General features: G+C 46.9%; 13 protein-coding genes. 3 read left to right on the forward strand and 10 right to left on the reverse strand.

Annotated elements, in window-relative coordinates; translation table 11 throughout:
* Positions 1 to 2: 2 nt before the first annotated feature.
* Positions 3 to 800 (reverse strand): AraC family transcriptional regulator, encoded by a 798-nt coding sequence (locus C3B52_RS04675; RefSeq protein ID WP_235615600.1) that lies wholly within the window; start codon positions 798 to 800, stop codon positions 3 to 5.
* Positions 801 to 922: 122 nt separating this feature from the next.
* Here C3B52_RS04675 and C3B52_RS04680 point away from each other — a divergent pair, with 122 nt between their 5' ends.
* On the forward strand, positions 923 to 2,170 hold the full coding sequence (locus C3B52_RS04680) for an MFS transporter (protein ID WP_235615601.1): 1,248 nt from the start codon (positions 923 to 925) through the stop codon (positions 2,168 to 2,170).
* Between the two features lie 63 nt (positions 2,171 to 2,233).
* On the opposite strand, the gene C3B52_RS04685 is transcribed toward C3B52_RS04680, so the two are convergent.
* Positions 2,234 to 3,829 carry a bifunctional metallophosphatase/5'-nucleotidase gene (locus tag C3B52_RS04685; protein WP_103104936.1) on the reverse strand — a complete coding sequence of 532 codons (1,596 nt, stop codon included), beginning with the start codon at positions 3,827 to 3,829 and terminating at the stop codon, positions 2,234 to 2,236.
* 172 nt (positions 3,830 to 4,001) lie between these two features.
* Here C3B52_RS04685 and C3B52_RS04690 point away from each other — a divergent pair, with 172 nt between their 5' ends.
* Positions 4,002 to 4,931 (forward strand): phosphate/phosphite/phosphonate ABC transporter substrate-binding protein, encoded by a 930-nt coding sequence (locus C3B52_RS04690; protein ID WP_103104937.1) that lies wholly within the window; start codon positions 4,002 to 4,004, stop codon positions 4,929 to 4,931.
* A gap of 77 nt (positions 4,932 to 5,008) precedes the next feature.
* Here the strand turns inward: C3B52_RS04690 and phnE (C3B52_RS04695) are convergent, their stop codons facing one another.
* The 8 genes from phnE (C3B52_RS04695) to C3B52_RS04730 form a co-directional block, all read right to left on the reverse strand.
* On the reverse strand, positions 5,009 to 5,797 hold the full coding sequence (gene phnE, locus C3B52_RS04695) for a phosphonate ABC transporter, permease protein PhnE (RefSeq protein ID WP_103104938.1): 789 nt from the start codon (positions 5,795 to 5,797) through the stop codon (positions 5,009 to 5,011).
* Complete coding sequence (gene phnE / locus C3B52_RS04700) at positions 5,794 to 6,573, reverse strand: phosphonate ABC transporter, permease protein PhnE (RefSeq protein ID WP_103104939.1); 780 nt, start codon at positions 6,571 to 6,573, stop codon at positions 5,794 to 5,796. The genes phnE (C3B52_RS04695) and phnE (C3B52_RS04700) overlap by 4 nt, the downstream gene beginning before the upstream one ends.
* Complete coding sequence (phnC, locus tag C3B52_RS04705) at positions 6,570 to 7,349, reverse strand: phosphonate ABC transporter ATP-binding protein (protein ID WP_103104940.1); 780 nt, start codon at positions 7,347 to 7,349, stop codon at positions 6,570 to 6,572. Before phnC ends, phnE (C3B52_RS04700) begins: the two co-directional genes overlap by 4 nt.
* Before the next feature lie 252 nt (positions 7,350 to 7,601).
* Positions 7,602 to 8,498: an acetamidase/formamidase family protein gene (locus tag C3B52_RS04710; protein WP_103104941.1), complete on the reverse strand. Its 897-nt coding sequence runs from the start codon at positions 8,496 to 8,498 to the stop codon at positions 7,602 to 7,604.
* Between the two features lie 136 nt (positions 8,499 to 8,634).
* Entirely contained in the window at positions 8,635 to 10,239 is a 1,605-nt protein-coding gene (locus C3B52_RS04715) for an amidohydrolase (RefSeq protein ID WP_103104942.1), read from the reverse strand.
* Positions 10,240 to 10,269: 30 nt separating this feature from the next.
* Positions 10,270 to 11,592: a branched-chain amino acid transport system II carrier protein gene (brnQ, locus tag C3B52_RS04720; RefSeq protein WP_103104943.1), complete on the reverse strand. Its 1,323-nt coding sequence runs from the start codon at positions 11,590 to 11,592 to the stop codon at positions 10,270 to 10,272.
* Positions 11,593 to 11,791: 199 nt separating this feature from the next.
* Positions 11,792 to 13,162: a sigma-54 interaction domain-containing protein gene (locus C3B52_RS04725; RefSeq protein WP_164684699.1), complete on the reverse strand. Its 1,371-nt coding sequence runs from the start codon at positions 13,160 to 13,162 to the stop codon at positions 11,792 to 11,794.
* 125 nt (positions 13,163 to 13,287) lie between these two features.
* Positions 13,288 to 14,193 carry a LysR family transcriptional regulator gene (locus C3B52_RS04730; protein ID WP_103104945.1) on the reverse strand — a complete coding sequence of 302 codons (906 nt, stop codon included), beginning with the start codon at positions 14,191 to 14,193 and terminating at the stop codon, positions 13,288 to 13,290.
* Positions 14,194 to 14,375: 182 nt separating this feature from the next.
* Between C3B52_RS04730 and gdhA the strand changes: the two genes are divergently transcribed.
* Positions 14,376 to 15,758: an NADP-specific glutamate dehydrogenase gene (gene gdhA / locus C3B52_RS04735; protein ID WP_201264845.1), complete on the forward strand. Its 1,383-nt coding sequence runs from the start codon at positions 14,376 to 14,378 to the stop codon at positions 15,756 to 15,758.
* Positions 15,759 to 15,974: the final 216 nt, after the last annotated feature.

A 15,974-nucleotide genomic window follows, 5' to 3' on the forward strand; every position in this document is an offset into this window, starting at 1 on the left:
CTTTACCTGCTTTTGACGCGATACTGCTCGGGCGTCGCACCGACCTGCTTAGCGAATATTCGAAAAAATTGACTCGGACTGGAAAACCCCAAGGCGAAGCTGATATCCGTTACCGTTGTTGCAGAGCGCAGCAAAAGCTCCTTTGCTTTCCCAATCCGCAAGAGCAGCACGTACTGGTAGGGTGTTTGGCCTGTAGCAGATTTAAAAGAACGGATAAAATGAAACCTGCTTTGTTTAGCTAGTGATGCTAACAGATCGATGCTCATCTGCTCCGTATAGTGGGCATGGATATACTCCAAAACTCGTGTCAGATGAGAATCTGTGCCTATCTCTAACCGCGGAGCGATATCGCTAGCTCTGCCGCCTTGAAACAGCTGTTGCAAATAGGCAAGAACCTGCATTTCTATTTCTTCTACTGCCAGCTTCTCCGTATGGTCCAGGGCGAGCATGCCTGTTGTCCACTGGCGAAACAGCATGGTCCATGCTACCGCATCGAATGATTGCCGAGATGCAGGATCAAACCTTTTATCCTGATACTGATCATGCATGCACTGATCCTTTACCCGGATGATAATCACACTGGCATCATGCCCTATATGAAAGGAATGCCTGTCTCGGGGATGCAGAATCAAGCCCTCGCCCGCAGGCAGCTTCACCGCTTTGTTCTCATGGGTAAAAAAACACGTCCCTTGCACAGGAATGGTCACCTGGTATTGCTCATCATGTTCATGGGGCGTGTTTTCAAATGTACTCTCAATTTTGTGCAATTCCAGTTGTGGCAGAACGATTTTCATGTGCATCGGCATTCACCCAGTCCCATTATAGCAAAAATTGCTCACCATCTACGCAAGATTTAAGACGACTTCACTGTCCTTTCTCCATTAGCATGAGATGAAAATAAATAGAGAAGGAAGTGGAGAGTTTGTCACAGAGTCATGCTACAGACACCACCCAAAACACTTCGCTGGTCATCCTGCTTGGTGTAAGTGTGGCACATTTGCTCAATGATGCGATGCAGTCAGTCGTGCCAGCCGTTTTTCCGCTGTTTCAGCAAAAGATGCAGCTCAGCTTCGTGGAAATTGGCTGGGTCGCCTTTACGCTGAATATCACTGCGTCGATTTTGCAGCCGCTCATCGGATACTACACAGACCGCCGTCCGATGCCGCTTCTATTGCCGATGGGGATGCTTTTTACGCTACTTGGCATGCTGGGTTTAGCTCTATCGCCTTCACTCGCTTTTCTCCTGCTGTCAGCAGCCCTGATCGGGGTCGGTTCCTCCGTCCTACATCCAGAATCGTCGCGCGTCGCCCATATGGCGATGAAGCACCGCAGAGGCTTTGCCCAGTCCGTCTTTCAAGTGGGTGGAAATACCGGTCAAGCTTTGGCTCCACTCATGGTAGCGTTCATTATTAGTCCGCAGGGGCAAATGGGCTTTCTCTGGTTTATTCTGCTTGCCGTCATCGGAATCGTACTGCAATCCTTTATTAGTCAGTGGTATCGCCGTCATGTTCGTCCAAAGAATAGACCTCGTCCGGGGTCTCAAGCCACCGCTATTCGCGAAAATCGGTTCAGTAACGGCTTTATTGTGTATGTCATGGGCATTCTCATCCTCATGCTGTTTTCCAAATTCGTCTATTTGGCGAGCATGACAGGCTACTACTCCTTTTACTACATGGAAAAATTTCAGCTGCCATTGGAAAATGCTCAAATGTGCCTCTTTGCCCTGCAATTCGCTGGTATGCTCGGCACCTTTTTAGGTGGTCCGTTAGCTGACCGCTTTGGTCGTCAAAAGATCATATGGTTTTCCATTCTCGGAACAGCCCCATTCTCCTTACTCCTGCCCTATATGGGGCCAACCGGGTCCATACTCATCTGCGTCGCGATCGGGTTAATCCTGATGTCCGGCTTCTCCGTCATCATCGTGTATGCCCAAGAGATGCTTCCAGGTCATGTAGGTACGGTCGCCGGACTGTTTTTCGGCCTATCGTTTGGCCTCGCTGGACTAGGATCAGTCGTAATGGGGATGTTGATGGACAGCTACGGCATCCAGATGATGGTTCAGGTATGCGCATATTTGCCTTTGCTCGGGCTTTTTGCACTGCTGTTGCCCAAAGACTCTGTCATTATGGGCACTCCGAAAAGAAAGTTCGGGGTGGAAGCAAAAGCGTAGAGGATACGGTTATCTTATTGCGTGCAAAAAGGACACCCTCAGCAGGTGTCCTTGCCCTTCTTCTCACTTATCCTCTTGTCCCTTTACTACCTCCCAATTCCCGTTCACCGTAGCTTCTACGACCTTTTTCTCCAAAATATAAGTGGCAAGCAGCTCCGATACATCAGTCGCAATTTCCTTGACGACGGGCTTCTTTTGAAACATGGTGTAATTGCCTCCCCCGCCTGCACGGTAATTATTCATGACCACATCGTAGTCCGCTTCCATATCCAAAGGCGCTCCGTTTCTCGTCAATCTAACCACGCGCTGTCCGATCGGGCGCGCCACATCGATCAGGTACTCGATTCCTTCCCACATATCATAGTTATAGTGCTGCGGCTTTGGCAGTAAAAAGGCAGGACTGACGACGATCTCACCTTTATCGTCCACTTCAAAATACTCGGCCCCCTGCTCCAGTGCTGCCCGTATGTCTTTTCCTTTTATCCGTAGTACTACAAGTGTGTTTGGATAAATGTAGTTGCTCACAATATCACGCATCGTGACGTTCTCAGGAAAACCGGCAGACGTATTGTCAAACAGCGCTGTGTTTGATATCGATGCTCCGGAAATCTCCATTTGCACATGATTGATAAATTCCACGAAAGCATGATCCTTTAACCGTACGGCCATCGGGTCTGTGATTCGCATATCTCCTGTAAATCTCCCGATCGGTTGATCCAGCCAGCGCTGCGTTCGCTCTTCGTATGGTGCCGCCATCTCCAGAATTGAAGTATCTGCCTCTACTCCCTCTACCGACAACAAGCGTGCATCACCCCCGATGACTTTCCATCCTGCATCTTCCTGCTGAAGCGAGAGCTGTACTTTTCCAAGCACTCTGCCCTCATTGCCTGGCTGCACCACACATACCCCGTTCACCCTCGATACGATCGTCCGATGCTGATGACCAGTTAGTAGGACATCGATGCCGGATACTTCTGTACACAGCTCATAGCCCTGATTCTCTTTCGTCAATACTTCCGTCGGCTCTCCTGTTTCCGGGTCTCTTTCCAATCCGCCATGGTAAGCGACGATTACGACGTCTGCCTTTTCCTCTTCTCGCATCACTCGAACCCATTTTCGAGCTGTCTCCACGGGATCATGAAAATGAATACCCGCGATATTTTCTGGCTGCTCCCAGTTCGGTATATAGGGTGTGGTCAAGCCAAGAACCCCTACTATTAGCCCGCTCTCAAACGTTTTGATCATGTATGGTTTCCCGAAAAAAGGATCTCCCGCTGCATTGGTCAGATTGGCACTTAACCAGGGAAAATGACTTTCTCCGATCGCTTTATGTAAAAAAGGCAGGCCGTAATTAAACTCGTGATTGCCGATGATCGCTGCATCGTAGGAGAGCTCATTTAAGCATAGGACCATGGGATTTGCAGCCGTATGATGCAGGCGAGCATGGTGATACGCCAGTGGCGTTCCCTGGATCAAGTCGCCATTATCTATAACGAGCAGGTGCTCCGCCTGCTCTCGCTGCGCTTTGATCAACGTAGCGATTTTGGCAAATCCCACATCCCTCGGTTCATTCGCAGCATATGAAAGAGGATATATGCTTCCGTGCAGGTCGCTTGTTTGCAAAATCGTTAACGCACACTTGGTTGAAGCTGTTTCCATGCGATTCACTCCTACCTCATCGGATTGTTTCAAAGATTCATTCCTATCATAGCGAATTCATACTTAGAGAGAACAATATTCACACGATATTAACAGTAGCTTGACAATGATTTGTTATATTTTTACATGATTCATCTATTTCAAACGAATCATCTTCGGAGGGAAGAAGACTATGCTTAAAAAGGTAGCAACAATGGGTATGGCTCTTGTTATGGCTGCAGGCTTGGCTGGATGTGGGACAAGCTCCAGCACTGCATCTGGAACAAGCTATGTACCTACTGAATTGAAGGTTCAATTCGTGCCGTCTCAAAACGCAGAGACACTGGAAGCAAAAGCAAAGCCACTGGAGAAACTGCTGGGAGACAAACTCGGTATCCCTGTAAAAGTCTCGGTTTCAACCAGCTACAGCACGATCATTGAAGCAATGGCATCCAAGCAAGTAGATATCGGCTTCTTGCCTCCAAATGCGTATGTACTGGCTCATGATGTGAAGGGTGCAGCCGATCTTCTCTTGCAAGCACAGCGTTTTGGTGTACAAGAAGGAACAGGACAGCCAACCAAGGATTTGGTCGATTTCTACCGTGCCATGATCGTCGTTAAAAAGGATTCTCCTATCCAATCCTTGGCTGATTTGAAGGGCAAGAAAATCGCTTGGCAAGACGTGACCTCCTCGGCAGGCTTCGTATTCCCAGCAGCTGAGCTGAGCAAAGCAGGCGTAGACCCAGAAAAAGACGTACAAGCAATCACCATCAAAGGTCACGACAAAGCCATTCTCGCTGTACTGAACGGTGAAGTAGACGCAGCAGCTGTGTTTGAAGATGCGCGCAACACTGTGAAAAAGGACAAGCCAGACGTATTCGACGTAACGCGTGTCCTGCACTACACAGCTCCAATTCCAAACGATACAGTAGCTGTACGTCCTGACATGTCTCCAGAGTGGAGAAAGAAAATTCAAGACGCATTCATCGAGATTACTAAGGACCCAGAAGGTGGAAAAGTCATCGACGAAATCTATACGCATAAAGGTTATGTAGTAGGAAAAGATGAAAACTTCACGCCAGTACGTGACTATGCGAAAGCAGTGGGTCAAGAAATTAAATAACAAAAGACAGACCGTCAGCGCCAATTTGGCAGCGACGGTCTGTCTTTTGTTTGGTATCAGATTCATATAGAAAGCTCTCACACAATTCTTTTGCGAATGTAGCCAGATAATATATCAATCAGTGTCACCGTAACAATAATCCCAAGCAAAATGATTCCGACCCGATCCCACGAACGTGCTTCTAGAGCAAAAATGAGCGGCGTTCCGATCCCTCCCGCTCCGATCATTCCCAAAATAGAGGCAGAGCGCACATTGATCTCAATACGGAACAAAATCAGGGAATAAAAATGAGGCAGCACCTGTGGAATCACGGCATACCAGATCGTTTGCAGACGGTTTGCCCCACACGCGGTCAACGCCTCTGATGGTCCCATATCGAGATTTTCAATCGACTCCGAATATAATTTGCCCAGCATCCCAATCGAGTGCAGTCCCAAAGCCAAGACGCCTGCGAATGATCCAGGACCAACCGCCTTGATAAAAATAATTGCCATTACGATTTCGGGGAAAACCCGAATGAAGCTCAGAAATATTTTACCTGATCCATGAATCGACTTATGCTTGCTCATATTGGAGGCAGCCCAAAAGGCAAATGGCACGCAAAGTAACGCTGAAATGAATGTACCCAAAATAGCAATCGCCAATGTATCGAGCAGCCCTCTGAGCAAATCCTCCCCTTCAGGCAAATACACATAACCCCAATCAGGATGAATCATCCCGCGAAAGATCGACTGTGAAATCTCACCTGCCGTTGGCTGAATCCCGTTAAATTCCAATCCGGAAAACGCCCATACATAGACCAAGATCAGCAAAATTGTAATAAGCCCACTACGTATCCGTACCTGTATTCGATTCTTTTGTTTCATAGCATTCTCTCCCGGATTCTGGAACTGACAAAATCAATGACCAGAACGATCACCAGCGTAGCGATGATGATGATCGACGCACGATCATACCGCAATTGATTCAAAGACCGGTCTAAAAACAGCCCGATACCACCCGCGCCCACAAGACCAAGTACTGCAGCCGCCCTGATGTTTACCTCAAACGTATACAGAAAAAAGGTAATGTAGTGAGCAATGATCTGCGGAGTAATCCCAAAATGTATCCACTGAAGCTTATTCGCCCCTACCGCAGTCATCGCTTCCAGTGGGCCGCGATCGATGGCTTCGATCGACTCGTAGGTCAATTTTGAAATCAGCGCAAAGGAAAAGAAGGTGATCGCAAGCACCCCAGCAAACGGACCGAGGCCAAAAATAGCGACAAAAATACCAGCAAATAATAGCTCAGGTACAGTCCGGATCAGGTTTAAAACAAACCGTGATACTGTGTGCAAAAGGTTTGAAGAAAAAACGTTGTTTGCGGCAAAAAACGCCAACGGAATCGCCATAATTCCGCCAATCGTCGTACCGACAATCGCCATCTGTACCGTCTGCATCATCGGCTTCCAGATCACATCCAGATAGGACCAGTCAGGAGGAAACATTTCCGCAAGCAGTTTGCCCATCTCGCCTGTCCCTGTCACGAGCAAAATCAATGAGGCATCCGTCTGATAGGAGCTTCCGATAAGCAGGACGAGCAAAAGAAGCACGTTTAGATACGATTTCATTTTAGAAGGAGGCCTCAGTGCCGTTGGATTCATAGGTTGCTCACCTCTAAATCGTGGTTATCAGCCGCTCGCAGTGATCTCCCGTATATGCCCATAAACGTTTCATCTGTCGCCTCTGATACAGACCCGTCAAATACAATTTCGCCTGCCCTCATCCCGATGATCCGAGTCGCGTACTCCCTCGCCAGATCAATGTCATGCAGATTGACCACTGTCGTAATCCCGAGCTCCAGATTGATACGCTTCAGATCGTCCATCACCTGCTTGGTTGTCAGCGGGTCGAGGGAGGCCACTGGCTCATCTGCTAAAATGATCTTGGCTTCTTGCGCCAGTGCCCGGGCGATTGACACCCGCTGCTGCTGACCACCAGATAATTGATCCGCACGCGTATACGCTTTTTCCTTGATATTGACCCGCTCCAACGCTTGTAGTGCCAGCTGAACATCCTTTTCCGGAAACATTCCAAACAAGGTACGCAGTGTGGAATGGTAAGCTACCCTTCCAGACAAAACATTGCGCAGAACCGTGGATCGTTTCACCAGATTAAAGCTTTGAAAAATCATTCCGATATCTCTTCGCATCATGCGTAGCTTCTCGCCTTTTGCTGCGGTGATTGATTTTCCGTCAATTAGGATTTCTCCCGTAGTAATCTCATGCAGACGGTTGATAGAACGCAGCAGCGTGGATTTACCAGCACCAGACAAGCCTACGATCACCAAAAATTCACCCTTGTGTATGGATAAATTGATATCTTTTAACCCCGTAACCCCATTTGGATATGTTTTGCATACTTGCTTGAATTCGATCATGGAGGCCTCACCTTCTCTATTCGAGTAATAACCGTAAATAATTTCGGGAATATCCTACATAAACCTCCATAAAACGCCTTTCTTAACAAGAACCACATCATATTCATACGGCGTTTACAATCCTCACAAAAAGCCCATACTTGCGCTGCTACTGCTTCATTAGCAGCCCTCCACGCTCAAGACAAAACAAAAAAAACAAGAGCCTCGTAAAAAGGCTCTTGTTACAAATAATTACATATTATTTCATTTTGATTATTTTAACTGATAGTCGTATTGCTTTAGTACCCACTTGGGCAGCTCCATACGCGTAGTCATCAACGGATCAACCACCTGACATATGCGCAGGTCACCAACGAGAGATAGCAGCATACCCGCTTCATCGTTCGGGATTCCTACCTCCTCTACCAGAAAGCGATGCATATGAACAGTCGCCTTTTTCCCTGCCTCTTCCAATGTAAGGGCAGAAGCAATCGTCATCACATGCTCACCTTCACTAAGCATAGGCAATGGCAAGCTCAGTCCTTTTATCACACCGATATCTACAGTGACTTCCCCTGGTATTTCTAATCCGCAAAGCACAATCTCGCCATCCGCCATGACCGCATGCAAATCTCCCATAGAAAGCAAAGCCCCCGGAACATTCACTGGCAAATACAGAACGGAGCCTTTGACGATTCGCTTGCAATCCATATTGCCACCGTGATCTCCCGGTGTTCCTGTAGATATTTCCTCCGTGGCAGGAGCAGTACCAATTACGCCAATCATAGGTTTGACATCGATCTGAATTTTTTCATTGAACAGCGCTTTGCCGTCTCGGATCTGAATCACTTTTGTCTTTTCCTCGGTTATAAAGTCACCGAGTACACCCTCTTTTGGTGCAACCGTCATGACACCCTGATCGGCAATCTGGATATCGACAATTTCCACACGCAGAATATCCCCAGGCTCAGCATCCTCAACATACAACGGACCGGTAGCCGGGTTAATCAAATCCCAGCCAATCGAGCTAAAAAGCTGGTCTTCACTTTCGATCTGGTTGCTAAAGCAATCACATGTTTCAAAAACGACACGGTTCCCAGAGTGAATTCGTGCCACTGGAGCATGATGGGGAGACATGTTGAGAATAGCTTTTTCCTTTGGAATTTTCATAGCTTCATCTCTCCTAAAGATAGGAATTCCCTTGCCACAACTGATTATAGTAATACTTTTTGGAAAAATCAATTAATAACTAAACGAAAAGCCGCTAGTAGTTGTATACACAAGACTACTAACGGCTTGGCTTTGCTTATTTTTTGTAAACCAATTGTCCACCCATATACGTTTCTTCCACTGTGATCTGATCAATTTTCTCAGGAGCAATCGCCAAAATATCCTGATCGAGAATGATAAAGTCAGCGTGGTAACCCGGCCTTAGCTGTCCAACATCCGGGATTCTGGTCATTTCCTGTGCTGCCCGCGTATACAGCTCAATCGCAGTTGCCACATCCACACGCTGGTCCTGGCCTGTATCGGTACCGTTGTATGCTGTACGCGTTACCGCTGCTTTTAGTCCAACAAACGGATTGACCGGATCAGCCCATGCCGTTGCTGGTGCGTCAGAAGAGAACGCTACTTTAATGCCCGCTTCCAGCATGGTTTTAACTGGATAGGTTGTTTTCGTTCTTTCTGATCCGAGATTGTTCAAATAGCTCTCGATTTCTGCAAACAAGAAGATAGGCTGTGGAACAAAACCGACGCCCATTTCCGCAGCCCGTTGAATGGATTGCTTGGTAGGCATAGCAGCATGCTCAATGCGGATCGAAGGTGCATCTGCGATCCAGCCCTTTTTGCCATAAAACGTGTTAATGATTTGGTCAATCGCTTGCTCACCCATCGCATGCACAACCAATTGAATTTGGTGACGCTCTGCAAACGCGGCGGCATCCAACAGCTCTTTTTCAGAGGTAGTTGAAATTCCGTAGTTTTCTTCTTCACCCAGGAATGGCGGATCGACCCAGGCCGTTTGACCAGAGACACTGCCATCTGCAAACAGCTTCACTCCGCCAATATGAATCTGATTGGTCGAACATTTCTCTTCCGCTGTCATTTGCGGATTCTTTTCTAAATCTTCCCACATGTAATACAACACGGTACGCTGCTTGAGTCCTTTTTCGACAGCTGCATTGTACATATCCAAGTAGTTAATCGGCTCGGTTCTTCCCATCAAATCGGTGATTCCTGTAATACCGTGCACGAACAATTTTGGACTCAGCTCCGCAAGCAACGTTGCGTTGTCTTCGAGCGTTTGTGCAGGCATAATCTTTTGAACCAAATCTTTGGCACTTTCTCGCAAAACTCCTGTTGGCTCTCCGTTTGCGTCTTTGTCGATTTTTCCGCCTGCTGGGCTTGGGGTATCTTTTGTAATGCCAGCCAGCTCCAGAGCCCGGCTATTTGCTACCGCGATATGACCGCATGTACGCGTGATGATGACCGGTGCATCCGCAGACGCTTTGTCCAAATCCCAACGGGTAGGAGCTCGTCCTTCTGTCAATTTCCCCTCATCGTAACCCCATCCGCGAATCCACGCATCTGCTCCGTGAATGTCCCGCTGCTTGCGGACTTCTGCCATGATGTCCTCAATGGAATTTACGAGCGGGAATGTACATGCAATCTGCTTCTCGGCATCAGCCAAATACAGGGGATGCAAGTGAGCGTCGATAAAGCCCGGCAGTACGCGGCGACCTTTCAAGTCTACTCGCTCGCCTTCCATACTCTCTGCCTCTTTTGGCTCGCCAATCCATGCAATACGTCCGTCACGCACCAGCATCGCGCTTGCATACGGTTGTTCTGGATTGGATGTGAAGATTTGTCCATTGAAAAATACTACGTCGCCCTTTTGATTGGAACTCATAGAATACTCCTCCTTTTATTTACCTGTACATCATTCGCGCACAGGATTCAAAGCGTTTTCATTATCTTGTTTACGAGACATTGCGTTGTGAATTAGGGCTCCACCTACAAAGCCGACAATGGCCGGGATTAACCAGGAGAAACCATCAGCACTCAAAGGAAGCTTGGCAATGAGATTTTCTAAAAAGCTGATCGGAAGGCCAATCGTTTTCAACGTTTCAATTACACTGACAATCAGCGTCAAAAGGACAGAGCCTTTATACGCACCCGCGTTTGGAATATATTTGCGGAAAACTCCAAGGAATACGATGACGATGGAAACAGGATACAGAGCCAAAAACAATGGCATGGTATAGTTAATGATTTTATCGACACCCAGAGAACCAACAGCCACGCCCGCGATACAAATGATGAGCGCCCAAATGCGGTAGCTCACTTTATGGTTGGTTAGCTTACTCAGAAAATCTGCGGTAACAGCGGTAACACCGATGGCTGAGGTCAAACAAGCGAGAACGATCGCTACGGCGAGAGCGATACTTCCGAAATTGCCCAGCATGATTTGAATCAGACCTGTCACAAGCGCTGTATTTTCAATATTGCTCGGGAACATGCCGCTGCCCGCAGCACCCAGATACAAGAGGCCTCCGTATACAATCAACAAGCCAAGACCCGCAATCAGCGTTCCATTAATGGCCATCTTCCTCATTTTGCGGGTGTCTGTATATCCATATCCGGCAATCGCCGCGATAAAGATAGGCGCACACAGGAGTGCAGTCATGACGTCACCAGTTTGATAAGCGTTAATGAAAGCGTTTGAAAAAGGATTCGCAAGTTCAGTCGTAATCGGAACACCAATCGGGTCGAAAATACCTTTTCCTACGATAAAGAGCAGGATGACGACAAGCACGGGAGTCAAGATTTTGCCGATTTTATCGACAACGTTGGATCGATCCATCGCAAAGTAAAAGTTGATAGCAAAGAAGAGGAGAATCGTTACGAATGATGGTACTTGAGGAAAAAGCGTTTTGACTCCCAATTCGTGAGTAGTTGCAGCCATGCGAGGAATCGTCACACACATACCGATTCCGACCATCATAACGGTGTTAAAAAACTTGTAAAACCACGGGCTGATCGGCCTCGTTAGCACCTCGAATTTTCCTTCTGCGTTTAAAATCGCAATGACACCTAAAAGAGGTAGAGCAATTCCGGTAAGAACAAAGCCGATTAGGGCAGTCACCCAGTTCGTCCCAGAAACAAGTCCGATGGCTGGTGGAAAAATCAGGTTGCCGGCACCGAAGAAAATAGCGAAGAGGGCAAAGCCCAAAACGAGAGTGTCACGAAAGCTTTTGTTCATTCATGCTTCACGCCTTTCTTTGCTGTTTGCTAATAAACTTCTCATGATGTTTAGAGAGGATACATTTTCACACAATTGTTAGTTAAGCAAGTTATGTGCCAATTATTAAGATCTTGTGAACCTTTGCAAAACAAGCATACACCGTTTCACAAAACAAAAAGAGAGGGGAAAATTCCCCCCCTCTGTCGTAAAAAAATCTTTACCTTAATTGATACTTGTCCATTTTGTATTTTAACGATTGCTTGGAAAGCCCTAGCCTGCGCGCCGTCTCCGCTAGTTTGCCCTCCGTCAGCTTCAGCTCACTGACGATAATACCCTTCTCAAACTCGTCGACGGCGTCCTTTAACGTAAGCCCTTTGCTTACCGTGTGATCATTCATAGGCGCACCAGCGTAGTTGCGAATTCTGCGCGGAATATCATCGAGTGTGATTTGATTGGAGCTGACGTTGTTGTAGGCTGTTTCGATCGCGTTTTTCAGCTCTCTGATATTCCCCGGCCATGTGTACCGTTTAAAACATAGAAGCACATCTGGCTGTACACTCTCAATATACATATTCATATTGCTGTTATAAAAACGGATGTAATAGTCCAAGAGAATCTCAATATCCTCCTGTCGCTCCTCCAGGTTTGGCAAATCAATCTGTACGATACCCAGTCGATAAAACAAATCCTCACGCAGTCGTTTCTCATCGACCAGCCGATCCGGGTCTTCGTTTGTTGCCGAGATCACACGGATATCGACATTGATATTTTTATTGCCACCTACTCGCCTGATCGTTTTTTCCTCAATGGCCTTCAGCAGCTTTACTTGCAAATTAATATCCAAGGAATTGATTTCGTCTAAAAACAGCGTGCCGCCATCTGCCTGTTCAAACAAGCCTGCTGTATCTTCCGCACCTGTAAAGCTCCCTTTTATCGTACCGAACAAAGTGCTTTCCAACAAGGTTGGCGGAATAGCGCCACAATTTAACGAGATAAATGGTTTTTCATATCGATCGCTCAAGTTATGTATGGCCTGCGCAACTACTTCTTTCCCTGTCCCTGTCCGCCCATAAATCAATACGGTTGAGCCTGTTTTCGCGATTTTCTCGATCTTCTTCTTGATTGCCTCCATCCTTGTGTTAGCGGTAATGATATTATCGATGGTATAGATCGTATTGTTTTTCCGAAATATCTTATGCTCGGCATATTTTTCGAGCGACTGGATGTTTTCCTTTGTAAAAAAGTGCTTGGAGAATTCGATCGTTCCAATAATCTTATCGTTTTCTTTAAGTGGGTATGTCGAATTGACGCTGATGATCGGATCGCCGTTTTTATTGACCAGTTCTTGTTTTACGTTGCACACTGCAATCCCTGTTTTCAGCACCTTCATGACTGTACTGTTTTCATGGGTAAGGTCTCTGTAGAATGTGGTGACATGCTTCCCCATAAACTCTTCAGGCCGAAAACCAAGTACTTTCAGAACACTCAAATCAGCCAGATCGTAAAAAATGATCATGCCGTTCTCATCGGTTACTAAAATATTGTCGTAATCAGATAGGTTTTTAAAGCTATCTACGTCAATGTTCAAGGCTACACACTCCTTCAAAGCAAGCATACATCAACATGTCACACAGCATATGCTAATTTTTCCTGATGCACAATCCAAAAAAACAAAGAGACCCCTTATTTCAGGATCTCCCAACGTCTTATCCTCTATTTATGAAAACGGTCCAATACGGTGAAAAAGTCCTTTAAAAACTGATGAAACAGCTTCTCCGTCGGCAGTAGCTGGCGCTCCGTCGGAATAATCACTCCGACAGTACGCGTCACCCGCGGCTCAATCACCGGTACTTTTACCGTAGAGCGCGGGATGCTGTCCACGAGCGTAATCTCTGGAATCAGCGTCACGCCCAGACCAGCGGCAACCAACCCTTTGATCGCATCGATATCGTCACCCTCGAAGGACACCTTGGGGTAAAAGCCGAGCTGCTGACAGGCATTGACGACGATTTCACGCAAAACATAGCCCTCGGGAAACAAAATAAAAGATTCATTACGCAGCTGACCCAATTCCAGAGCCGGACGGTCCGCAAGCGGATGGTTGTTAGGCAGCAGCGCTACGATATGCTCCAAAAATAAAATATCCCCTTTAATCCGCTTCTCGTCTTTTGGCAGCGGACCAAGCAGTGCCATATTGATATCGCCTTTTTTAACTGCATCAATCAAATAGTGATAGGAGCCTTGCTTGAGCAAAAAGTTCACAGACGGATACAGATTGCGAAAAGCGGAGATCGCTGTCGGCAGCGTATACGAAGCCAGGCTACTCGGAAAACCGATCCGGATCGTGCCTTTATTAGGGTCCAGGCATTCCTCGATTTCCCGCTTCGCATTCTCGATCACCGTCATTGCTTGCTGAATATGCTCCAGAAACATGCTGCCGATTGGCGTTAATTTTACGTTTCGCCCCTCGCGTATAAACAAATCCACGCCCAGCTCCTGTTCCAGATTCACAATTTGGCGACTCACCGCAGACTGCGCTACGTGCAGAGCGATTGCAGCCTCCGTTACATGTTCTCGCTTGGCAACTTCAATAAAGTATTGAATTTGTCGCAATTCCACGGCTGTCACATCCTTTTTCCATTCATCTAATTCCGGCATGATTCTGATCTAATTTTCATATTGTTTCGATTAATTTTCAATAATAAAATACATGCAAGAAAGCAAAAATGAGTCCGACATAGCGTCACTATTGACTGTATATACAGATGTAGATCAAGGGGAGTGTGGAGAAAGTGAGCAAATTGGCTACTGTACAAGAGATCGATCAAGATAGACTGCAAACTGCAAAAGATTATGTGCACGATGTGTACGAGGCTGTAAGGAAACGGAATCCAGGGGAATATGAGTTTCATCAGGCGATCAAAGAAATCTTTGACTCTCTCGTGCCTGTATTTGCGAAGCAGCCGAAATACATGGAGCACGGAATTTTGGAGAGCATCTCCGAGCCGGAGCGCATGATTACGTTTCGCGTCCCTTGGGTAGATGATCAAGGCAAGGTGCGGGTCAATCGCGGTTTCCGTGTACAGTTTAACAGTGCCATCGGTCCTTACAAGGGCGGCATTCGCTTTCATCCTTCTGTGAACGGCAGTATTATCAAGTTTTTAGGCTTTGAGCAAATTTTTAAAAACTCTCTCACTGGTCAGCCTATTGGTGGTGGAAAGGGCGGCTCTGATTTCGATCCTAAGGGTAAATCTGACGGCGAAATTATGCGCTTCACCCAGAGCTTTCTCACCGAGCTCTACAGACATATCGGTCCTGATGTCGACGTACCCGCTGGCGATATTGGCGTAGGGGCGCGTGAGGTAGGATTTATGTTTGGACAATACAAACGGATTCGCGGTGGCTTCGAGGCAGGCGTATTCACTGGAAAAGGGCTGGGATACGGCGGCAGCCTGGCGAGAACAGAAGCAACAGGCTATGGCTGCGTGTACTTCGTGGAGGAAATGCTCAAGGACAAAGGGCTCAGCTTCAAAGGAAGCACCGTAGTCGTATCGGGTTCCGGCAATGTTTCTATCTACGCTATGGAAAAAGCAATCCAGCTGGGCGCAAGCGTGGTAGCATGCAGCGATTCCAACGGCTATATTTTCGATAAAAACGGCATTAACCTCGAAACCGTGAAGCGCATCAAGGAAGTGGAGCGCAAGCGAATTTCCGAGTATATCAAGGAACATCCACATGCAGAATATCATACTGGATGCGCTGGAATTTGGACGGTTCCCTGTGATATCGCGCTCCCATGTGCGACGCAAAATGAAATCAATGTTGATTCTGCGAAAATCCTGATTGCCAACGGCGTAAAAGCGATCGGAGAAGGCGCAAACATGCCTTCTACGCTGGAAGCGATTGATTTGTTCCTCGCAAACGAAGTTCTGTTTGGGCCGGGAAAAGCAGCCAATGCAGGGGGAGTTTCCGTATCGGCACTGGAAATGTCCCAAAACAGCATGAGACTGTCATGGTCGTTCGAAGAAGTAGATGCGAAATTGCATGAGATCATGGAAAAGATTTATCGTAACAGTGTAAAGGCTGCTGCGGAATACGGCCACCCAGGAAATTTGGTAGTAGGATCCAATATCGCAGGCTTTATTAAAGTAGCTGATGCCATGATCGCTCAAGGTGTCGTGTAATTCCCCAAAGAAGATCGAAGCGGACTATCTCTGAAAAGTTAGTTCGCTTTTTTTCGTGTAAGATAAACACCACACCTAACTCTCTTTATTTTCAACCAAAACAGATAAAATCCCTCCACCAAAGCTACCCCTTATACCTCGTCATAATAACCTTTTATCGTTCTATCCCTTGCACTTCACACATCTCGAGCATACAATGAATCAAGATATTTAAAT

This window comes from Brevibacillus reuszeri, assembly GCF_002897295.1.
GTDB classification, from domain to species: domain Bacteria; phylum Bacillota; class Bacilli; order Brevibacillales; family Brevibacillaceae; genus Brevibacillus; species Brevibacillus reuszeri_A.